Annotated in this window: 21 protein-coding genes and 2 riboswitches; of the genes, 11 read left to right on the top strand and 10 right to left on the bottom strand. The window is 41.8% G+C overall.

Annotated features, from left to right (window positions below; translation table 11 throughout):
• Nucleotides 1–105 precede the first annotated feature (105 nt).
• Nucleotides 106–579, top strand: a complete 474-nt coding sequence (locus MHI25_RS00600) for an AbrB/MazE/SpoVT family DNA-binding domain-containing protein (protein WP_038568063.1) — start codon at nt 106–108, stop codon at nt 577–579.
• A gap of 79 nt (nt 580–658) precedes the next feature.
• Here MHI25_RS00600 and MHI25_RS00595 read toward each other — a convergent pair whose 3' ends face one another.
• Entirely contained in the window at nt 659–1,165 is a 507-nt protein-coding gene (locus tag MHI25_RS00595; RefSeq protein ID WP_036679953.1) for a YwhD family protein, read from the bottom strand.
• A 103-nt stretch (nt 1,166–1,268) separates the two neighbouring features.
• On the opposite strand from MHI25_RS00595, the gene MHI25_RS00590 reads away from it, so the two are divergent.
• From MHI25_RS00590 to MHI25_RS00565, 6 genes are all read left to right on the top strand, one after another.
• The gene (locus MHI25_RS00590; RefSeq protein WP_076187210.1) at nt 1,269–3,275 is read left to right on the top strand and encodes a M1 family metallopeptidase; all 2,007 of its coding nucleotides are present in this window, start codon (nt 1,269–1,271) and stop codon (nt 3,273–3,275) included.
• 11 nt (nt 3,276–3,286) lie between these two features.
• On the top strand, nt 3,287–4,117 hold the full coding sequence (locus tag MHI25_RS00585; RefSeq protein ID WP_076130393.1) for a hypothetical protein: 831 nt from the start codon (nt 3,287–3,289) through the stop codon (nt 4,115–4,117).
• 218 nt (nt 4,118–4,335) lie between these two features.
• Nucleotides 4,336–4,474: riboswitch (cyclic di-AMP (ydaO/yuaA leader) on the top strand.
• 57 nt (nt 4,475–4,531) lie between these two features.
• Entirely contained in the window at nt 4,532–4,960 is a 429-nt protein-coding gene (locus MHI25_RS00580) for a C40 family peptidase (protein WP_076130394.1), read from the top strand.
• A gap of 362 nt (nt 4,961–5,322) precedes the next feature.
• Nucleotides 5,323–5,465, top strand: a riboswitch (cyclic di-AMP (ydaO/yuaA leader).
• Between the two features lie 44 nt (nt 5,466–5,509).
• Nucleotides 5,510–5,962 (top strand): C40 family peptidase, encoded by a 453-nt coding sequence (locus MHI25_RS00575; RefSeq protein WP_232061490.1) that lies wholly within the window; start codon nt 5,510–5,512, stop codon nt 5,960–5,962.
• Between the two features lie 189 nt (nt 5,963–6,151).
• On the top strand, nt 6,152–6,637 hold the full coding sequence (locus MHI25_RS00570; protein ID WP_076280416.1) for a GNAT family N-acetyltransferase: 486 nt from the start codon (nt 6,152–6,154) through the stop codon (nt 6,635–6,637).
• A 127-nt stretch (nt 6,638–6,764) separates the two neighbouring features.
• Nucleotides 6,765–7,121, top strand: coding sequence for a cytochrome c (locus MHI25_RS00565; protein WP_036679962.1), 357 nt, complete (start codon nt 6,765–6,767; stop codon nt 7,119–7,121).
• A gap of 82 nt (nt 7,122–7,203) precedes the next feature.
• Here the strand turns inward: MHI25_RS00565 and MHI25_RS00560 are convergent, their stop codons facing one another.
• A complete protein-coding gene (locus MHI25_RS00560) occupies nt 7,204–7,491 on the bottom strand; it encodes a 4a-hydroxytetrahydrobiopterin dehydratase (protein ID WP_076187214.1) in 288 nt (95 codons plus the stop codon).
• A 228-nt stretch (nt 7,492–7,719) separates the two neighbouring features.
• Nucleotides 7,720–8,013: a hypothetical protein gene (locus MHI25_RS00555; RefSeq protein ID WP_036679966.1), complete on the bottom strand. Its 294-nt coding sequence runs from the start codon at nt 8,011–8,013 to the stop codon at nt 7,720–7,722.
• 206 nt (nt 8,014–8,219) lie between these two features.
• On the opposite strand from MHI25_RS00555, the gene motA reads away from it, so the two are divergent.
• Together motA and motB are read left to right on the top strand one after the other, a co-directional pair.
• On the top strand, nt 8,220–9,020 hold the full coding sequence (motA, locus tag MHI25_RS00550; protein WP_036679967.1) for a flagellar motor stator protein MotA: 801 nt from the start codon (nt 8,220–8,222) through the stop codon (nt 9,018–9,020).
• Nucleotides 9,004–9,819 (top strand): flagellar motor protein MotB, encoded by an 816-nt coding sequence (gene motB, locus MHI25_RS00545; RefSeq protein WP_036679969.1) that lies wholly within the window; start codon nt 9,004–9,006, stop codon nt 9,817–9,819. Before motA ends, motB begins: the two co-directional genes overlap by 17 nt.
• 112 nt (nt 9,820–9,931) lie before the next feature.
• On the opposite strand, the gene rluF is transcribed toward motB, so the two are convergent.
• Nucleotides 9,932–10,633: a 23S rRNA pseudouridine(2604) synthase RluF gene (gene rluF, locus MHI25_RS00540; protein ID WP_036679985.1), complete on the bottom strand. Its 702-nt coding sequence runs from the start codon at nt 10,631–10,633 to the stop codon at nt 9,932–9,934.
• Nucleotides 10,623–12,950, bottom strand: a complete 2,328-nt coding sequence (locus MHI25_RS00535) for an ATP-binding protein (RefSeq protein ID WP_340394803.1) — start codon at nt 12,948–12,950, stop codon at nt 10,623–10,625. Before MHI25_RS00535 ends, rluF begins: the two co-directional genes overlap by 11 nt.
• Nucleotides 12,951–13,254: 304 nt before the next feature.
• Here MHI25_RS00535 and tadA point away from each other — a divergent pair, with 304 nt between their 5' ends.
• On the top strand, nt 13,255–13,776 hold the full coding sequence (tadA, locus tag MHI25_RS00530) for a tRNA adenosine(34) deaminase TadA (protein ID WP_340395641.1): 522 nt from the start codon (nt 13,255–13,257) through the stop codon (nt 13,774–13,776).
• On the top strand, nt 13,777–14,346 hold the full coding sequence (locus MHI25_RS00525; protein WP_076187218.1) for a GNAT family protein: 570 nt from the start codon (nt 13,777–13,779) through the stop codon (nt 14,344–14,346). It begins immediately after the preceding gene.
• 105 nt (nt 14,347–14,451) lie between these two features.
• Here MHI25_RS00525 and MHI25_RS00520 read toward each other — a convergent pair whose 3' ends face one another.
• The 5 genes from MHI25_RS00520 to MHI25_RS00500 form a co-directional block, all read right to left on the bottom strand.
• Complete coding sequence (locus MHI25_RS00520; RefSeq protein WP_076130388.1) at nt 14,452–15,543, bottom strand: hypothetical protein; 1,092 nt, start codon at nt 15,541–15,543, stop codon at nt 14,452–14,454.
• A 105-nt stretch (nt 15,544–15,648) separates the two neighbouring features.
• Nucleotides 15,649–15,801: a small acid-soluble spore protein P gene (locus MHI25_RS00515; RefSeq protein ID WP_036679976.1), complete on the bottom strand. Its 153-nt coding sequence runs from the start codon at nt 15,799–15,801 to the stop codon at nt 15,649–15,651.
• 11 nt (nt 15,802–15,812) lie between these two features.
• Nucleotides 15,813–16,154 carry a hypothetical protein gene (locus MHI25_RS00510; RefSeq protein ID WP_036679977.1) on the bottom strand — a complete coding sequence of 114 codons (342 nt, stop codon included), beginning with the start codon at nt 16,152–16,154 and terminating at the stop codon, nt 15,813–15,815.
• 405 nt (nt 16,155–16,559) lie between these two features.
• Nucleotides 16,560–18,320, bottom strand: coding sequence for an ATP-binding protein (locus MHI25_RS00505; protein ID WP_340394802.1), 1,761 nt, complete (start codon nt 18,318–18,320; stop codon nt 16,560–16,562).
• Nucleotides 18,313–19,515, bottom strand: a complete 1,203-nt coding sequence (locus MHI25_RS00500; protein WP_340394801.1) for a hypothetical protein — start codon at nt 19,513–19,515, stop codon at nt 18,313–18,315. Before MHI25_RS00500 ends, MHI25_RS00505 begins: the two co-directional genes overlap by 8 nt.
• Nucleotides 19,516–19,726: the final 211 nt, after the last annotated feature.

The raw sequence follows: 19,726 nt of genomic DNA, 5'->3' as shown, positions 1-19,726 counted from the left end.
TGTAACCGTTTTATTTATTATGCTTACCCCATTCTCTTAACTCTCAATTACTGCTATAATAGTTATTAGAAACCAAAATATAATGATGTAAATGAGGGACATGGGATGAAGGATACAGGCATGATCCGGAGTTTAGACAGTCTTGGGAGAATTGTGGTTCCCGCAGAAATCCGTATGACGCGTAATATCGACATTGGTGATCCTATCGAATTTTTTGTTTTAGACGAAAAAATCATCGTCCTTAGGAAGTACACCTCGACAGAGTGTACATTTTGCAGAAGCCACGACCATGTCACCTACTATAAAGAGCAGTTTATTTGTAGCAGCTGTCTAAAAGAAATTGTCGATCCTGAACGCATGTCTCAATTGCCAGAGTCACGTGAGGATTTTGTTGTTGAGGCACCTGAGCACAACACCAGCATCCGAAAGTCGAAGACAGAGGAAATGTGCCAACGTCTGGAACAAGCTATTGAAGATCATCCCTATGCCAACCAAAAAGAACTTGCAGAAATCCTCGGGATTAGCCAAGCCAGAGTGAGTCAGCTCAAACGCAAGCTTAGCAGCACAAGCAAATCATAAATTAAAAAAGCTTCGACGCTCCTATTTCCGGAGGTCGAAGCTTTTTCTATATCGGATAACCCTTCTGAAGGCTCCTATACTATTCAGTCAGTGCAGCTTTAAGCTCATCTGAGGATGCATTCCACCATGCTTCATTATGAGAGATCAGAAGGGATTTGAGCGCCGACTTCTCAATGGCTCCAAGCCCTGCCACATCGATCTTGCGTTTAAGAGCTGCATCCAGCTTATTGACATGCTCGGCAAGAATTTTCCATCCGCGGCGCGCTTCTGTATCAATCCACATTTCACAGGCTGTGATTCCACCATAAAATTGAGCTTCCAATGTACGGTCTACCGCTACCCATACCACCCAAACCTGTCTTCCATTCGGTACATCTTCACGATTCATGGAAAATTTAATTCCTTTTTCCACCTTGCTCTTGGCATGCATGGCACCGATATCAATAACCGCCACATCACCATCAATAATGACAGGTGAAACGTTGTTGAGATCTATAGAGCCTGCTCCAAAGCCTTTATGTTTACTTTTAGCGTTCACAATATTTAAGGCAATCTGTTTCTTGCCCTCCGGTTGTATGTTGTCCACGAGTGCACACCCTTCCTCTTACGAATAATTTAATTTTAGCTAATAATGCGGCGATTGCAAACATATACATCCCGTAGATGCTTGTCACGGGAGGAATCACACTATGAAGTCACTGTCATTAAAGTACATCATCTTTGCGACCCTGGCCATCCTCGCGCTGCTGGGAGGAGGAATATGGGCCTTTTCAGGGGATAGCTCAACAGCTTCTGTTACTAGCTTTGCTTCAAAAGAGGCCAAGTCCTCCAGCGGCACAGCGCCTGCAGCCGTACCACAGCAGGTATTGCCTGAGAGCGCACCCGTCCCGGCAGAGGAGGCTTTAAGCCAGCGGGTAGTCGAGTATCACATTGATGTCCAGCTTGTTCCTGACACAGAAACCTTAAAAGCTTCTGAGACAGTAACCTGGACACACCCCGGAGTAAAGCCAGTAAGTGATTTATATTTTCACATGTATCCAAATGCATTTGCCTCATCAGATACCACCTTTATGAAGGAATCCGGGGGGACGCTCAGAGGCGACAGCATGCCTGAGAACGGCTTCGGAAATATGACGCTGACCGATCTGCGCACGACAGAGGGAACTTCGCTAATGCAAAGAGTGCAATATGTTCAACCTGATGACGGCAATATCAACGATAAGACGCTTCTAAAGGTACATCTTCCTCAGCCTGTTAATGGTGGGGAAAGTGTAACACTTAAGCTTCAGTATGAAGTCCAGCTGCCCAAAATCTTTGCTCGCATGGGTGCTTCAGGTAACTTCGTTATGGCTGGGCAATGGTTCCCTAAGCTTAGTGTATACGAGCCTAAGGGCACACGCGGAGTTAAAGAAGAAGGCTGGGACCTGCATCAGTATCACGGGACCTCTGAGTTTTACAGTGATTTTGGCATCTTTAATGTAACGATTGCCGTTCCTTCCAACTATACGGTGGCTGCGACCGGATTTCCTGTAAAAAATGCCAAGCTCAAACAAGATCAAAAAATATATCAGTTCTACGCCGATGATGTCCACGACTTCGCTTGGGCTGCATCCCCTGATTTTACAGTAGCAGAGGAAGCTTTCTCTACGCCGGAAGTGCCTGGAGTACGAATTAAGGTGTATCTCGACCCACTGCACAAAGACTTACAAGAGCGTTACCTTCAAGCTGCCAAGGCTGCCCTGACCTACTTCAGCAAATGGTATGGCCCTTATCCCTACTCTACGCTGTCTATTATCGTCCCACCTAAGGAGGGAAACGGCGCTGGAGGAATGGAATATCCTACCCTTATTACAGCCTTTGGGGCCGCAGATTCTTCTCCAGATACCTCACTTGAAAGAACCGTCATTCATGAGATCGGCCATCAATACTTCTACGGTATGGTAGCCAGTAATGAATTCGAAGAGGCTTGGCTGGATGAAAGCTTTACTTCCTATGCCGAAGACAGACTTATGGAACAAGAATACGGTATCAAGTCTAATTTGCCTTTACAGGCCAGCCTGGTGACTATACCTGAGCCGTTAAATCTGGAAACGTGGAAATATGCAGGGGCGGATTCCTATAGCCGAAATGTTTATATCCGCGGCAAGCTTGTACTTAAAGATATCGAACGCCAGGTAGGTACCAAAGCAATGAACAACATCATGTCCTCCTACGCTCGTAAGTTCCGTTTCCAGCATCCCGCTACGTCAGATTTTCAGAAAGTCGTTGAGAAGGTAACCAAAAAATCATGGCAGGCATATTTCGATGATTACATTTATGGTGATGGTGCGCCTGACTTCTCAGTAGATACGATTACTTTTAAAAAAAATAACAGCGGCGATGCTCAAAGCTACGAATCATTAGTGAAGATTTCAAATAAAGGGAGCCATTACGTTGATGTTCCCGTGAAATTCACATTCGCCGACAGCTCTTCGGTGCAGCGGGTCTGGAACGGTGAAGGAGCAGAGACTACGTTTCAATTGTTAAGCGATAAGCCTCTTCTCTCTGCTGAGATTGACCCTGAGCATTCCATCTTATTGGAGAGCAAACATTTAAACAACTTTAGGCTGGCGGAAATAGAGCCCAAGACGCTCTCTCGCTGGACGTTAAGTGTAACTAAACTACTTGAAACCGTGCTCGGAACTCTTGTCTGGTGAGGTGAATGATTGTGAGAACATCGATAACCCGCGGCTGGCAAAGCATGAAGGAGCAATTTTATATTTTAATTCTGCTCTTCATCTACCGACTGCTCTGGGGCTACTTTATGTATGGTTTCATCCGATCTGCTATTATTCCAATTCTACTGCGCTATCCAGATAAAGACGCCGGCGGCAGCGGTATGGGCAGACTGTTGTATTATATCGAGGGACAGTTCAGCTTGAATACTGACCCTGCGATACGCACTTGGTTATGGATGCTTCTAGGACTTGTTGTCTTGCGACTTCTGCTTTCTCCTTTCATAAGGGCAGGATTGCTGCATGAGCTGCACCAGGAGCGAAAGGGCGAGCGCGGGCTGTTCTTTTTCCCCGGCATGAAGATCTATGGACTACCTGTCTTAGTCTTTAGCCTAATCGAATGGGTGCTGACCCTGCTGCCGCTTTACTGGCTTGCTCCAAAAATGTACGGGCTGTTCTTATCCTCTTTGTTTAACTACACTTTGTTACTTCATTTAGTACCATACGTATTGGCATGGCTTATATATATTTTTATCGTGCGCCTGTTTCTTCTATATATGCAGTTTGGTTACACCGGCGGTACAGGAATGTTCTCCTCACTGTTCATCTGCTTGCGGTCACTGATTCCTGCTATAGGTGTTTCCATTGTACTTGGTGCGGGAGGCTTGCTCTTACTGCTAGTGTGCGGACTGACGGGTCTGTTCTGTCCCGGCCTGCCGGCACTTATAATACGGCAAATCTCACCACTACCTTCTACGCTCTTAAAAATGTGGGGAATCTCTGCACAATATCATCTATGGTGTAGCAAAGCATTTCCACAATAAATTAACCTTATTTGACGTAATAAAAAGGTCCCAATTCCTGTATTCAGGAGCTGGGACTTTTTCTCATTACGGATAACTTAAGAGTATTTGCAAAATCATAAAAGCTCTGTTACAATAAGTCCTGTGCTATTAGTAACAATTTTGTAATCAATTGAAACGATTCCTACATAACTAAATGTATTTATCGTAAGTGTAACTGTCGAAACGTCATTCTCTTGGTGCTTAACACGCCTAATTCCTTTGCACCGGGAAGTGGGGGAACCATATTTTGGGTGAATTGATCTCGCTTTACAGGGATCATAGGGAATCTTCTACCGAACCCTTAAGCTAACCTCGCAGGCCTTGGAAGGAGTACATCTTTTGAAAAGACATAATTTAAGAAAAAAATGCGTCGCTGCGGCGCTAGGACTTGTAATGGCATTATCTATTGGTGGAGGAAGCGCCTTTGCCGACTCTAAGATGGACACTGTAATCTCAAAGACTATTGGAGTTGCCTATAAAACCGGAGGTACAAGCACTGCCGGATTTGATTGCTCTGGATTTACAAAATATGTATTCAAGAATGTGGGTCTTACTTTACCTCGTACATCAAAAGCTCAATATAGCGTTGGAACTGCTGTATCCAAAAGCAATCTGCGTTCTGGTGATCTAGTGTTCTTTAACACACTTGGCAATGGAGTATCCCATGTCGGCATTTATGTTGGAAACGGAAAATTCGCACAATCGTCCTCTTCGCGTGGAGTGACCATCACTTCACTCAGTCAGGCCTACTGGGCCAATCGTTATGTTGGCGCTAAAAGAGTAATGAGTACTTCAGCTTATCAAGCTGTAGCCTTCGATTGAAACCTTCCTCACAACTATAACCTCATAATTACAACTATATGAACCTGAATCTGATTATTCCCGTAATCAAATTCGGGTTTTTCTTTTTTCCATAATATATTTTTACACTAATAGAGCCCAATTGAAACACGTTTATTTGATAAAAATTGCAATTATATTAAAAATTAGGTCATTATTAACGCTTACATATGCCTTTCTACCGTAAAAATGCCAATTTTTCTGCATTAATATGTTAAAAACGATTGCCAAGCGGCTTTCTGTTTGTTACAATTAGCGCAGTGAGATTTTAGTAACATTTTTGTAATCATTAAGTTGTTATTTACAAAGGTTTTGTCATGTATTGATTACAAGCTAATCCTAATCAACAGTATGAGCCGAGTTTCCTAACTATTAGGAAAACGGGGGAACCAACTTTGGGTGAATTGACCTCCATTATATAGAGGGGTCATAGGGGACCTTCAACCGAACCCTTAAGCTAACCTCGTAGGCATTTGGAAGGGGTATACACTTTTGAAGAAGAAGTTAGCAGCAGCAGTACTAAGCTTTTCCATCATCCTCACCATCGGAGCAGGAAGCGCTTTCGCAGATTCCAAAATGGATAAAGTGATTGACAAGGCCATCGGTACTAAATACGTATCCGGCGGTATATCCACTAACGGATTTGATTGCTCCGGATTTACAATGTATGTGTTTGATAAGATTGGCATTAACCTTCCACACCAATCAGGTTCCCAATATCAAATGGGCACAGCAATCTCCCGTGATGATATAAGAGCCGGAGATCTTGTATTCTTCAATACAAGTGGCAAAGGTGTCTCACATGTCGGCATTTATGTCGGTGAAGGTAAGTTCGCACACGCTTCTACCTCACGCGGTGTTACGATTAGCTCTCTGAGTGATAGCTACTACGTGAAACGCTACGTTGGTGCCAAGCGCATTATGAGCACAGACGCTTATCAATCGGTTGCTGCTGAATCGGAAGACAATGATGATGTGCAATAAGTAACGTACATAGGCTCTTTTCCAAGGTAACTCTTGGAGGAGAGCTTGTTTTTTTGTCTTATTACTTATTTACCCCTCTCATAATTTGTAAAACATTCCTCTCATATAAAGTTTCTGAGTCGAACCTCCCCCATTTTGTATATAATTAGTAATATAGCAATGTCCTCGTGAAAGGAGATCGTTGACTTTATGATAAATCCCTCGGTAACTTTTCATGTTGTTCCTATGGAGGCAATTCACGGAGAAGCTATTTGTAAGTGGAGCTATACGCCCCCATATAATATTTATGGCTGGATGCCGTGGGAGCAGATGCAGGCTCTTGGCATCGAGTTTGGTGATCCGCAGCTCCGGGAGGAACAATATATCTCCATATTAAATGAACAAGAGGTTTTGTGCGGATTCGCACAGTTGTTCCCGATGGAAGGAGTCGTCCGTTTAGGAGTTGGGATGCGCCCCGATCTATGCGGCCATGGTTTAGGCAAACTATTCGTAGATGCCATCGTCCAGACAGCCTTGAGTCGTTATCCTGATCGAGAGATAGATCTAGAAGTCCTGACCTGGAACCAACGCGCCATTCGAACTTATCAAAAATGTGGATTTACGATTACAGATACGTATGAACGCCGCACACCTACAGGAGACAAACCTTTTTATTGCATGGTCTATGACAAATGATATTAAATACCAGATATTTCATAAGAATGATTGTATTCTCGTTCATTTTTTTGTCACAAACCCTATGATAACGCTTCACCATAAGCTATAATGTAGGGAGCAGCTTACATAGAAGGGACGAATTGGGATGCAGAAATGGATCATGAGCGGTTTGTTTTTTGCCGCCTGTGCCTTTGCGGTAGTACTCATGTTTACACTTCCGGGTAAAGAAGAGGTAGCTGAAGAAAACAAGCCCACGATGCCGGTAGTTCAACTGGACGCGGCAAAGGCAGAAGCAACCGTGAAAGCCAGCTGTATCACCTGTCACGGCGATCAGCTTCAAGGTGGAGTTGGACCAAGTCTTCAGAATGAAGGTGGCCAGCATGACGCTGAGGAAATCTATAGCATCGTCACTAAAGGACGTGGCCAAATGCCTTCCTTTAAGGAGAAACTAGCGCCTGAAGAGATCGCCAACGTCGCACTCTGGCTCTCAGAGAAAAAGTAACCCACCCAAGCAACTAAAAACGCCCGTGTATGAGATAGGTGACTATCTCTGCACGGGCGTTTATTTTATGATTTCGGCTAAACTAGTGATTTTTTTCAAAGGCTTCATTAAATTGATGCGCCTCTCGAAGATCTAGAGCCGTAATCCCATCTTCTTCATTAGATTCCAGTCGCAGTGTAACTGTTTTATAATCAATCGTAATATGTGGATGATGATCGAAGGCTTCTGAAATCGTGGCTACTTCATCAACAAACGCAATGCCCTTCATATATTGGCTGAACATATATTTTCGTACCATAACGTTATCTTCCAGCTTCCAGCCCTCTAGCTTGGTGATCTCCTCACGCAGTTCCTCTTCCGTAAATAACAATTCGTTTCCTCCCTTACAAAAAATTGCAGTAAAGTGCGCAGTTCCCTTTACTTGTCTTAGGCTTTAAACAAAACATCCCTTAGCTTCTGAGGTCCAAGGGATGTGCCAGGATAAAGGCGATATTTTCGATTTAATGTATTCACAAATCCCAGCGATTATAACTCTGCCTTATCAATTTTAACACGGGCTACTAACTACGGGCAAATTACGTCCAGACGTCTCCTCTGCCTAAATCAAAACCACTGAAGCCAAATCCTCTTCGCCAACTAAAATATTAATGCGGTGCGTATCTTTATCGTAAATAATTACGCCGCTCCCCACTTCAATCATAGGTTCATTACCCAGCGCGAAGAAAAGATCCTCAGCCAATGCTTCCCATACCTCCAGCTTTGATTCTTGGGGTAGTTCCTGCCACTCGTCCGGATCCATCTCAAAAAATAAATATCCATCGGAAATTCGTCCGACGGCTTCGGTCAAATCTGTTAGAATTTCACCGTAATCTCTACCATGCTTTACACCCACGTATATCACTCCGTTTTCTTCACAGATGAATAATTACTTACCTTATCCATTATAGCCGAAAAAATGACTTCACAAAAAACCGAATGATGTCGATAAATAAGAATATACGTTAATTCGGTTTCGCACAGAGTGCCCTGCCGCTGTTTCAAGGATGATATACGCGGCATTGTCGGAACACATCTTAAATCTCACGGACGAGGTGCAAAATGGAAATTTCAACAATAATTGGTTTAATTTTTGGTTTGGTTGCTGTAATCTGGGGCATGATCCTCAAGCACGCTCCACTTCATGCTTTGGCCACACCTGCTGCTTACGTTATTATCTTGGTGGGTACGGCAGCGTCTATTTTCATGGCCTTTCCTTTCAACGAGGTCAAAAAGATTCCAAGTCTGTTCAAAATGATCTTTATCAAAAAGAAATTAATCAGTAAACCCGAATTAATCACTATGTTTATGGAATGGGCTTCTATCACACGGCGTGAAGGTCTGTTGGCTCTAGAATCAAAGGTCGATGAAATAGAAGATAACTTCCTCAGGAATGGCATGCGGATGATCATTGATGGAAATGATCAGGATTTTGTCCGCGATGTCCTCATGGAGGATATCCACGCCACAGAGGATAGACATAAAGCAGGAGCGCTCATTTTCTCACAGGCAGGTATGTATGCTCCTACCCTTGGGGTGCTCGGGGCGGTTATCGGCCTCATCGCCGCTCTGGCTGATATGAGTGATATGAACAAATTGGCTGCGGCAATCGGGGCTGCCTTCATCGCCACTTTGCTTGGTATCTTTACAGGTTACGTATTATGGCATCCTATTGCTAATAAGCTGAAACGTCTCTCCAAACAAGAAATCGAAGTTCGAATGATGATGGTCGAAGGTCTTTTGTCCATACAGTCCGGTGTATCTACTATTGCCATCAATCAGAAGCTTGCTGTATTCCTAACACCTTCGCAACGCGTTAAGTTAAATGAGAAGGACGGTGGATCAGGTGAGCAAAAAGACTAGACACGAAGAGCATGAAGAACATGCCGATGAATCGTGGCTGTTACCTTATTCCGACCTCATGACTCTTCTGGTGGCTCTGTTCATCGTTATGTATTCTATGAGCGCAACGGATGCCAAGAAATTTGAAGAGATGAGTCAAGCCTTCAGTTCCGCACTTAATGGCGGTACAGGTATTCTTGAAGAGCGGGCAGCAATGCCTAGTAAGACTCAAGAAGATCTAGGGAAAAATGATAAGATGGGTAGCTCTACTTCCAAGAAAGCTGAAGAAGCAGAAATGGCAAAGCTACGACAAAAGGAACAAGAGGATTTAGAGAAGCTTAAGAAACAATTCGATCAATATATTAAGAGCAACGGTCTAACTGATCTGCTCAGTACGAAGCTTAATCAATCTCAGCTAATGATTACGATCAGTGATAACGCATTGTTCGCCTCTGGCCAAGCCATTGTTAAGGATGATTCGCGGCAATTAGCTAAATCCATCTCAACGATGCTGCAGCAATTCCCGGATTATGATGTAGTAGTGCAAGGGCACACCGACGATATTCCGATTTCTAATAGCAACTATTCATCCAACTGGGATCTGAGTGCGGATCGGGCACTTCAGTTTATGAAGATTTTGCTGCAGAACACGAATCTAAATCCGCGCAAATTTAGTGCGATTGGATACGGCGAGTATCATCCTATTTCGGATAATGACACAGCTACCGGTCGAAGCAAGAATCGCCGGGTAGAGGTTTCCATTATTCGCAAATATCAAGAAACCAAAGAGTTTACAGGGATTGTTCCCTCTGCTGAATAAGTGATTTCGTAAGGTAATAAAAAGAGCTGTCCAAAGGTCTTAGACCCCGGACAGCTCTTTTTTTTTTGCAGTACTACATTCTATATGGAACTGTATTATTGTAATGACACTCCTACAGTAACTCGTAGTTCAGCGTAGCTCCAAGCTCTTTCTTCTCATCAGCAGACAGCTCCCGCCATTCTCCCGTTTGCAATGCCCCCAGGCGAATATTCATAATCCGAATGCGTTGCAGCTTTCGAACCTCATAGCCAAAAGCGCTGCACATACGACGAATCTGACGATTTTTGCCCTCTGTCAAAATAATACGGAAGACACGCTCCGTAATACGCGTGACCTCACAGGGCAGCGTCTTCTCACCTAATATTTTCACGCCGCTGGACATGCCGGTAATAAATGATGGCGTAATGGGTCTGTCCACGGTAACCACATATTCTTTTTCATGCCGGCCTTCCGCCCGCAAAATTTTATTAACGATGTCACCATCATTAGTAAGCAAGATTAATCCTTCCGAATCCTTATCGAGACGACCAATCGGGAATATACGCTCATGATGACCTACAAAATCGACAATATTCCCCTTGATATGCTGTTCTGTGGTTGATGTAATCCCTACCGGCTTGTTTAGAGCAATGTAGACCGTCTGGCTTGAGGTTTCAAGCGCTATACCATCTATTCGCACATCATCGCCCGGAACAGCCTGACTGCCCAGCACAGCAGGCTCTCCGTTGATCGTAACTCTGCCGGCATCCACAAGCTTGTCTGCTTCTCGGCGTGAACAGTACCCTGTCTCACTGATGAATTTATTAATTCTCACGTTGTTCTTCACTCCGTTCATCCTTAATGTTGAGCCAAGGTGTAACCCCTCCAGCTGCAGGCAGCTTAATCATAACGGTTGTCCCCCGGCCAACTTCACTTTGTATTTCCAAATGACCCTTATGAGCCTGAATAATACGCTGGCTAATCATTAACCCAAGACCAGTCCCCGATTCCTTATTCGTGAAGAACGGTTCACCCAGCTTAGGCAGCACGTCCTCTGGAATCCCTTCACCCTGATCTTTGATTACAATAAAGACGCAATCCACAGAGTTCCACAGTTCCATTGAAATGACGCCACCCTCAGGCATAGCCTCAATTGCATTTTTAACAATATTAATAAATACCTGCTTCAGCTGGTTCTCTTCACAATGTACAGTAGCAGGTTGTTCAGAGAATTTCGTACTAAATTGAATATCATGTAGATGAGCCTGACTATCCAATAGAGAAACTACATCACCTAATATGTAGCGAAGATCTTTCTCCTGAAAATGAACGGCTTGCGGCTTAGCCAGGATTAAAAATTCACTGACGATAAGATTAATCCGCTCCAGCTCGGATAACATCAGCTCTACATGAAGCGGAACCAAGAGCTCCTTCTCCTGTTGAAGCTGTAGAAATCCTTTTAACGTGGTAAGCGGGTTACGAATCTCATGAGCTACTCCTGCGGCCAATTGGCCGACTGTAGTTAGTTTCTCAGAGCGTCTAAGCAGCTCCTCCATTCGATTGCGTTCCGTCATATCACGAGAAACGTGAATAAAGGAATGGGGATAACCCTCTTCATCTCGAATTATCGAGGTACTAACGCTAACTTCAACTAATGATCCGTCCCGTTTAAGTCTCACTGTCTCGATCGGCGGCAGAACTGCACCATTTCTTAACGCGTCAAGCCGCTCTTCCTCTTGCTTAAGCGCTGTCGCGGGTACAAGATATGGCATATTGCCTATCACTTCTGTTGCACTCCATCCGTACAGCTCCTCAAAGGCTCTGTTAGTGCTAGTGATTCGTCCCTCCATATCCAACGTATGAATCGCATCCGACGTACCGTTAATTACGGATTCCAAATGCTCCTTAACCGCCCGGTTCTCTTCCAGCGTCTGCTTAAGACGATTGGTGCGTTGCATAAGATGAGAAGTCATAGCGTTAATCCGCAAGGCTAATTGACCTAACTCATCACGAGAGGTTACCTTTAATGGAGGTTCGAACTTACCTCGCGCTACGTCATTGACTTTGGCAAGTATATCCTGAATTGGACGAGTAATAAAACCTGAAAGTATGTAACTACATAGCAAAAATAATGCCAGCAATAACAGAGACGTAGTCAAATAATTGGCTAATTGTTCATGAACTACGGATGAAATCACAGAATAATCCAAAACTACACCGATTACGTAAGGCTCCATTTTAGGATTCTGAATAGGAATGAAGCTTTTGAGCACTCTTTTCCCATGTACCTTCGTCTCCAGTGTAACTGGCTTCTGCTTCTGCTGAGCTAATAGAATAGCCGCTTTATCTTGCTCCACATTACCATAAGTATAGGTACCGAACTTAATTGGGCGGTTGCCAAGTTTCTTTTTAAATGCATCGCTTCCATCACCCGCCATACTTGCTAAACCAAATGTTGTTGGATTAAATCCTGTAAGCTCTAAAATCCCAGGATTAACTTCTTTGGTTCGCTCTACAATTTGATCGGGGTTGGTGATTTCGATATATTCACTTGCCGCAGTATTGAGAATAACAGGATTAATGATGTAGTTGCTTGCTTCATCATGATAATAACCCCACTTCTCAATGAAATCGGGATTGTAGGTTGAATATTCAAATGGGCCTGACCAAAAATGATCCAATGCCTGACCTTGTCCCACAGTGACTTCCTGATTATCAAATAACTCCAAAAGGGCAAGGTACCAGTACCCCCAACCTTGAGTGGACATTCCAATATCAATCGGATTTGATGCCCTTGTCACCACGATATCATTATCAGTCTTTACCAGAATTGAAATATTAGACACGCCCAACTTGGAAGTTAGGGCCTTAAGTTGAGCGTTGGTTATATTCTTATAATCCGGACCCAATTCCTTAGAGGCAAAGATGGCAGCCATTCTTAAGTTATGCGCGATTTGATATTCTACATAGTTAGAGCTATAGTTACTTTGTTCTACAGAAACAGCCATTTGCATAGCGGTGATCTGCATATTATTTACGTTTTCATTTCTTAGATTATTCTGAGCGGCATAAAGGTTAAATGTCAGATTCAATGCTAAAATTAGCAGTACCGCTCCAAAAATAATAGCAGATAGTTTTGTCTTTATGGACAAACTGTTATTCACCTCTTATCCACTGGTAAATCCTTGCGGAGCCTATAATAAACATCATACCTTTTGCCCCCTCATTTGAAAAGGACATTTAAAACAAGCCTATTAATTCACCAAATATTGAAATTCAAAAGGTGTTTCTCTACAATATATAAGAAACCATCCACATCTTATGCACATATAAACAAATTATTAAAGTCCGGTGTGTACAAAAATGTGTATAAGTAGGCTGTTATCCACAGAGTTATGCACATTTTGTTAAGAACGAATATTTGTTCGTTGTACAATGGTTATAGAAGAAGGGAAGATGATCTTGAATATTAAAGCCAGTGAATCGCCAGAAGATATACAAGCGGTTCATGAATATTGGATGAGGCAGGCGATCGCAGAAGCACGTAAAGCTGAGGCATTAGGTGAGGTTCCTATTGGCGCTGTCATTGTTCGACATGGTGAAATTATAGGACGTGGATACAATTTACGAGAAACGACAATGGATTCGACAGCCCATGCTGAGATGGTAGCCATTCGTGAGGCCAGCAATGTCATGAATTCTTGGCGTCTGCTGGATTGCCAGCTGTACGTCACCCTAGAACCTTGTCCGATGTGTGCAGGAGCAATAGTGCAATCCAGAGTGCCTCTCACGGTATATGGAACGCCTGACCCTAAAGCTGGATGTGCCGGGACCCTCATGAACTTGCTTGAAGAGCCGCGATTTAATCATAGAACTGAGGTAATACAGGATGTTTTACAAGAAGAATGTGCAGATCTACTCACCTCCTTCTTTCGCCGTTTACGTAAAAAGCCAATTAAACAAAAGGAGGACTCCTAAATGACCCTTACTCTATATCATACCTCTCAAGGGATCTATATTTCTCCACTTGAGCTTAAGGATGCACAGAGCCTGCTGGAGCTTCGTTTAAATAACCGGGTAACCCACGAACCGTTTGAGCCAAAACGTGATGAGCACTTCTTTACCCTGGAGAGTCAGCAACAGATCATCAATCAGCGTATTGAGGACGCCCTACAGGACAGAGCTTATATGTTCGGCATTTATCTGCTGGATGGACAGCTAATCGGTCAGATCACATTGTCCAACGTCTCACGAGGTGTAGCACAATATGCTGATTTAGGATATTTAATGGATCATCGGATGCAAGGACAAGGTTATATGACAGCAGCGGTCGGATTAGTCCTTGGCTATGCTTTCCGAGCCTTAGGTCTACATAGAGTTCAGGCAGCTATTTTATTGCATAATGAAGCTTCCCGAAGAGTCCTGGAGAAGAGTGGGTTTAAACCTGAAGGGGTTGCCCGTCAGTATCTTAAAATAAATGGACAGTGGCAGGATCACCAAACCTACGCAATCTTAACTGAAGATGTGCTGACAGAGGAACAGAAATAGGATTCTGCATTGTCGCAGGAATCAGTGCTACTTTTTTTCCTAAAAAAAGACCCGCATGGGCGTATAATATACGCCTCATGCGGGTCTTTATCTTGCGAACTGGGATTAATAAGTTCCCAAACCACCGAATTCTTCTCCAAGTTGATCCATTGTAATTACATCATCACCTTGAGGGATACCAATCTTGAATACCGGCTTTTCGTTGATCTTGCTGTATTGGCCCGTTCCATTTACTGAGAAGGCCACTTTTGTGCCATCTTCCGGATCATTTACTTTAACATCCATCAATAAATCCTGATACACAGCGTATCCGTCCTTATTGATCGCAGTATTATAGTGGAACTGGTTGATGGTAAGGTACTTATCAAGATCAGCTAAGCCCTTATCCAATTCAGTTCTAGCTTCACCTGATGTCAGTTCTTCTTTAGCCTTAGCTAGATCTGCATCTTTAATCTGCAGCATATCCTTGTATTCTTCCTTGCTTACGATATCAATGATTTTTGGCAGGGCATTATTCACCAAGATAGTGATTGCTTCTTTAACATTATCGTTAGTCACTTGGAACTGAACGACTTGTTTAGCTTCCACACCTTCTGGTAAATTAGCATCTTTGGGATCAATCTCGTTAAAATATTTTTCTTCGTCATATTCAGCTAGGACAGTGTCCACCACTTCATTAGACAGCTTCTGCATTTTTTGAGTATCCATCGTACTTGGGTTAAATTCTGCACCCTCCTGCTCTGCCAACGCCTTCAGATCAACCTCTACAAACTTATTGAGGATCGTCTCAGGAATCGGTACGAAAGGAATAGATGGAATCTTAACATACAACTTCTCGGCAGTCATTACCATAGGAACATTAAAGCTCATGCTCATATCGCCTTTCAGATTCAGAACCATAGTTAGTTCTGTCTGCATTGGCTCTGCTTGATATACCCCATCAATGGTAATATCAGCATTCTTAAGCATACTAAGTACCTGTGTAGTCATTGCAGCAGATTCAGCGTCAGAGGTCTCGATCGTAAGATCGTTGATCGTGAATTTACTCTTCATCTCATAAGATGACATTGTAGTCGCTTTAGTAGCGGCTGATTTTAAGGCCTCTTTTGGCGCCTCCTGTTTACTTGCACATCCCGGCAGAATTACTGCTGCTGTAAGCAGCAATGCAGCGGCCGACAAACCCCACTTTTTGTTCATTATTGTTCTCCTCTCCCATTGTAAAAGAAATCTCTCCCCCTCCTATGATAAACCATTTGTAAAAATCAAGAAACACTTCTTTAAAATTCTTAACGTTTTTATTTGTTAACCTTGTGGATTATGGTGGTCAACATGGTTTGCTTGTTTCACCTTTTTAGAACCTGAAAGCGGTTCTGGACCTGAAGGAGCATGGTCTTTTCTCCGCTCACCACTTGTTGGCTCTGCCCCAGGAACAGGGATACTTTTTGGTTTCGACATTTTCATTCCTCCTAAGGATTGGTCAAGTTCTGAAGAGCCTGAGCACATTCATGAATTTGCCGTGAGTATTGCTGTGCCAGCTGCTGTACGGCATCGCTACGCTCATCAATATGGAGACCGCTCTGTTCCACATCCAGCAGATCCACTGCCACTTCTCTGCTATCTACATACTTGCAGCGAAAATCCAGTGAATAGCCTTGATGACCTGCCGCATTAAAATGAATCAGCAAGCTATTCGGATCCCCATTATCCGCCAGCACACTGAAACTATCCCCATCATCCATCAACGCCGGCAAACGCTCCTGCCAGGCTGAGACAAGCTTATGCTGATCAACTTCTAATGATCTATCCATGATTATGATCATCCTCCTTCTCTAATACATTGCGGAGAAATGAAGCTTTTTATTCTCAATAGAACTAGGTCTACCAAACAAAACAAAAAAACCGTCCCCCAGAGGGAACGGTTTCTATCTAATTATTCTTTAAGTTCATAAAGGAATGGCGGAGAGGATGGGATTCGAACCCATGTGGGCTTGCACCCTAACGGTTTTCAAGACCGCCCCTCGCTGTAAAAACCCGCAATCCCTTATGCTGATTGACTTCATGGCACTTTTTTGTTGAACCGCTACAGCGGTCTGAGTTAAAACGTTAATTTCGGTACGTGACCGTTGGATAACTTCATCTTAATACTCTTTGTATACATGGGTCAATCTTAGAAAGAAAACAATATTCTTATCAGTCGAAAAGCAATAAACTCCCTATTCCTTTTTCCACCGTCTAATCACATCTTCAAAAGTGATATCCTTCCACGATGTATCCCACTCCTTGACAAATGGAATATCATCTGAAGAAGGGGCAGGATTAGGCATATTTAGTTGAACTAGGGCTGGTATAGGAACGCTGTCTCCAACTAAAAGGCACTGTCCCTTTCCAAGCGAAGGTAGAACATCACTTATCGAAGCGATACTGTCTGGCAAAAGTCTTTTTACAAAGTTCTGGTCATTAGGATTAGTAAGTCTTAAAGCTACAAAGTTATTACATTGAGCAAGAATAGTTTCCGATATCTCTGAAGGTCTTTGACTAACAATCATAGAACCAAGCCCATATTTCCTACCTTCCTTAGCTATTCTTTCAACAGACCTTTTTACAGATTTATATGACGATTCTGTACTTCTAGGAATATAGTTATGAGCTTCTTCAAATACAATCAATATTGGGTTATCGTTTAATGCATTTGCTTCGTTCTTAATTTTAGAGTAGTGGAAGGAGAAATCAAAAATTATACGTGAAATTAGACTGACGGTAATACTGAGTACTTCAAAGGGAACACCACTTAAATCGATTATAGACACGTTCGATTTGTTAATATACCCTATAAATTGCTTTAAGATTTCTGTGAAATCCTCTGTCTTAAATTCAGTGCCGTCTTCTTTCAAAGGCTCAGTAATAAACTTAATTCTCTTGTCATTCAGTGTAGTATTTAACCTGATTACGAACCTGTCAAACTCTGTTGCAAAAGGTCCATCATTTATCTTTCCTCTATCTTTAGGTCTAAATTGAATATTCTCAAAAAGTTGATACTCTTCGCTATCTAACCCCTGAACTGGATTCACAAACTGCAATTCCCCAGTGTTTGCATCTTTAGTAGCTACATTACTATTATAAATATAGTTGTAAACTTCCTTTATACTAAAGTATACAGGAGTATCATAATCAACCTTCGATATATCACGATTATACTTCTCTTTGTTTAAAATAATCGCTTTCCTAAGTATAGAGATTTGATTATGAGAATTACCCTCATTACTTTCAATAAATAAATTCTCTAATTCCTCAGAGTTCATAAGCCAATATGGTAACTTTAGAGTAGATACATCTAAATAGTTAAGAGTAAACCCTTCATGTTCAGCTAAACTAAACGCTTTTTTATACTCGGAATGCATATCAAATATAATTATATGAGAGTTCTTTTGAACTTCCTTGTGTTTGTTTGCGTTCTCATTAATACCCACAGCATTTTGTAAAATTCTCGCTACAGTACATGACTTTCCTGAACCGGTAGAACCTACTACTGCAATATGTTTTCCGAAAAATTTATCACCGTCAATAAATAACGGTACTGAATCGTTTTGAAGAAGTGTACCGAACTCAAAATTGAAATCATCACTTCGTGAGAAAATCGTGCTAATTATGTCATCGTCAAGTACATGTACATCCTCCAAAGGTATCGGCAAGGAATTACTTCCTCTCCTAAACACATCCCCTTGTATTGTTCCTATTGGCTGAGTTTCTACGATGAATTTCCCATAATCACCTGTATATCCTTCTGCACTATTCACTTCTTTTGCTTTTATATTTTGAATTGAACATATAACCTTATTTAAGTTACCATCATCAATACTCAAAAATTTCCCTACTTGTAGATTCTTTTTGTTTTTCTCAAATACAGACGCCTCATTAATTTCAACCCATACCGATTGTGGAGAACTATAAATAACTTTGCCGACTTTCTCACTCATGTTCATAGCCCCTTCGAAGTTGGAATATATAATTAAGGTAATTAAAAGACGTAAAATTCAAAACCTCTTTTCGCGCTTCAGGAATTACAATTTCAGTTACATCATTATCCAGCACATAATAATCATCAATGTTACTAAGAGTGCGTAATACATCTATATTATTTCGATTAATTATTTTTAAATGGTGTTCAGGCTTAATTATTTTTTTCCCTATTGTAACCACTGGAGGTGAATGTATAAATCTTGCTGGTATAAATTCGTCAGCTACATACCCATCCCATGAAATTATACCTTGGTGATACAATAATCTACGTACTTCATTGAAATCAGCATCGCAGAGATTAAGACAAACAATAGGTTCGTATCTAGCTAAATCCGATGCATAATACTTCTGTAATATTTCCTTAATGAATGTGACTATATGTTCAGTTTTTTCTGATAAAAATTTATTGAATATGAAAACTCGTCTTCTTAGACGACTATTTAATGGTCCATGTAATAACTCTTTCTTAGTCTTTAATAGCGTGTTAAAGCTAGCGTATTCTTTAACCCACTTACTAACAAGCAACTTTCTTTGTTGCTTCAGCTTCTGTAAGATATGACGCCTAGTTATTTTTCTCTCCTCTACAGTGCTCTTTATACTTAGTTCACTAATATAATGAATTAGATTTGGAAGAATGATGTTATCAATTTCTTCTTGTTTAAATCCTTCATTAATCAGTGCTGTATTAATTAGCTCGACTAATTCTTCATATCTATGACCGATTTGAAACTGAAATTTTGCGAGAAAGGCTTCTAAGTCAACACCCTGGACTTGCTGTATGTATGTACGGTAGCGTTTGTCTTTACTACCCAATATTTCCTCACACTGTGCTTTGACTAATGCCTTGATACCCAATGGTTCGTTTGGAAAAAAAGCATACAATCGATAATTAAGGGTCGTTAATTCTGGGTACTGAACAAAATGCTTCATCATTAACAATACTGGTTTATATATACTACTTAATGTGAAGTTTTCAACTGCCTCATGGTATTTGCATTGTATAACTTCAATAGTATCATCATCACTAATATCAATGTCCTCGATACCTTCACATGTAATCTCCGTATCAAGTGGAGCATCAAGTATAAACTTGATGGTTAATAGGAACTGATACAAAAAACCTTTGATAGAGTGGTCAGCTTGTCTATCCATTTACTCACCTAATTCCATATTTTAAAGATAATTTCTCACTCCCTATTATTCGACCCTTTCCGTCAATTTCCTTCTTGTACCAGTTAGTATCTTAATACACAGTCACGGATGGTATTGTTACACACAGTTTAAGTAACTTACGACATACAATTTAATATTTGGCGCTTACAATTATCTGAACGATTATGATATCGCAATTGATTTACACTAT

Origin of the sequence: Paenibacillus sp. FSL E2-0177, assembly GCF_037992975.1 — a bacterium.
Classification (GTDB): Bacteria; Bacillota; Bacilli; order Paenibacillales; family Paenibacillaceae; genus Paenibacillus_AQ; species Paenibacillus_AQ odorifer.
This window is presented reverse-complemented; position numbering and strand designations above follow the sequence as displayed.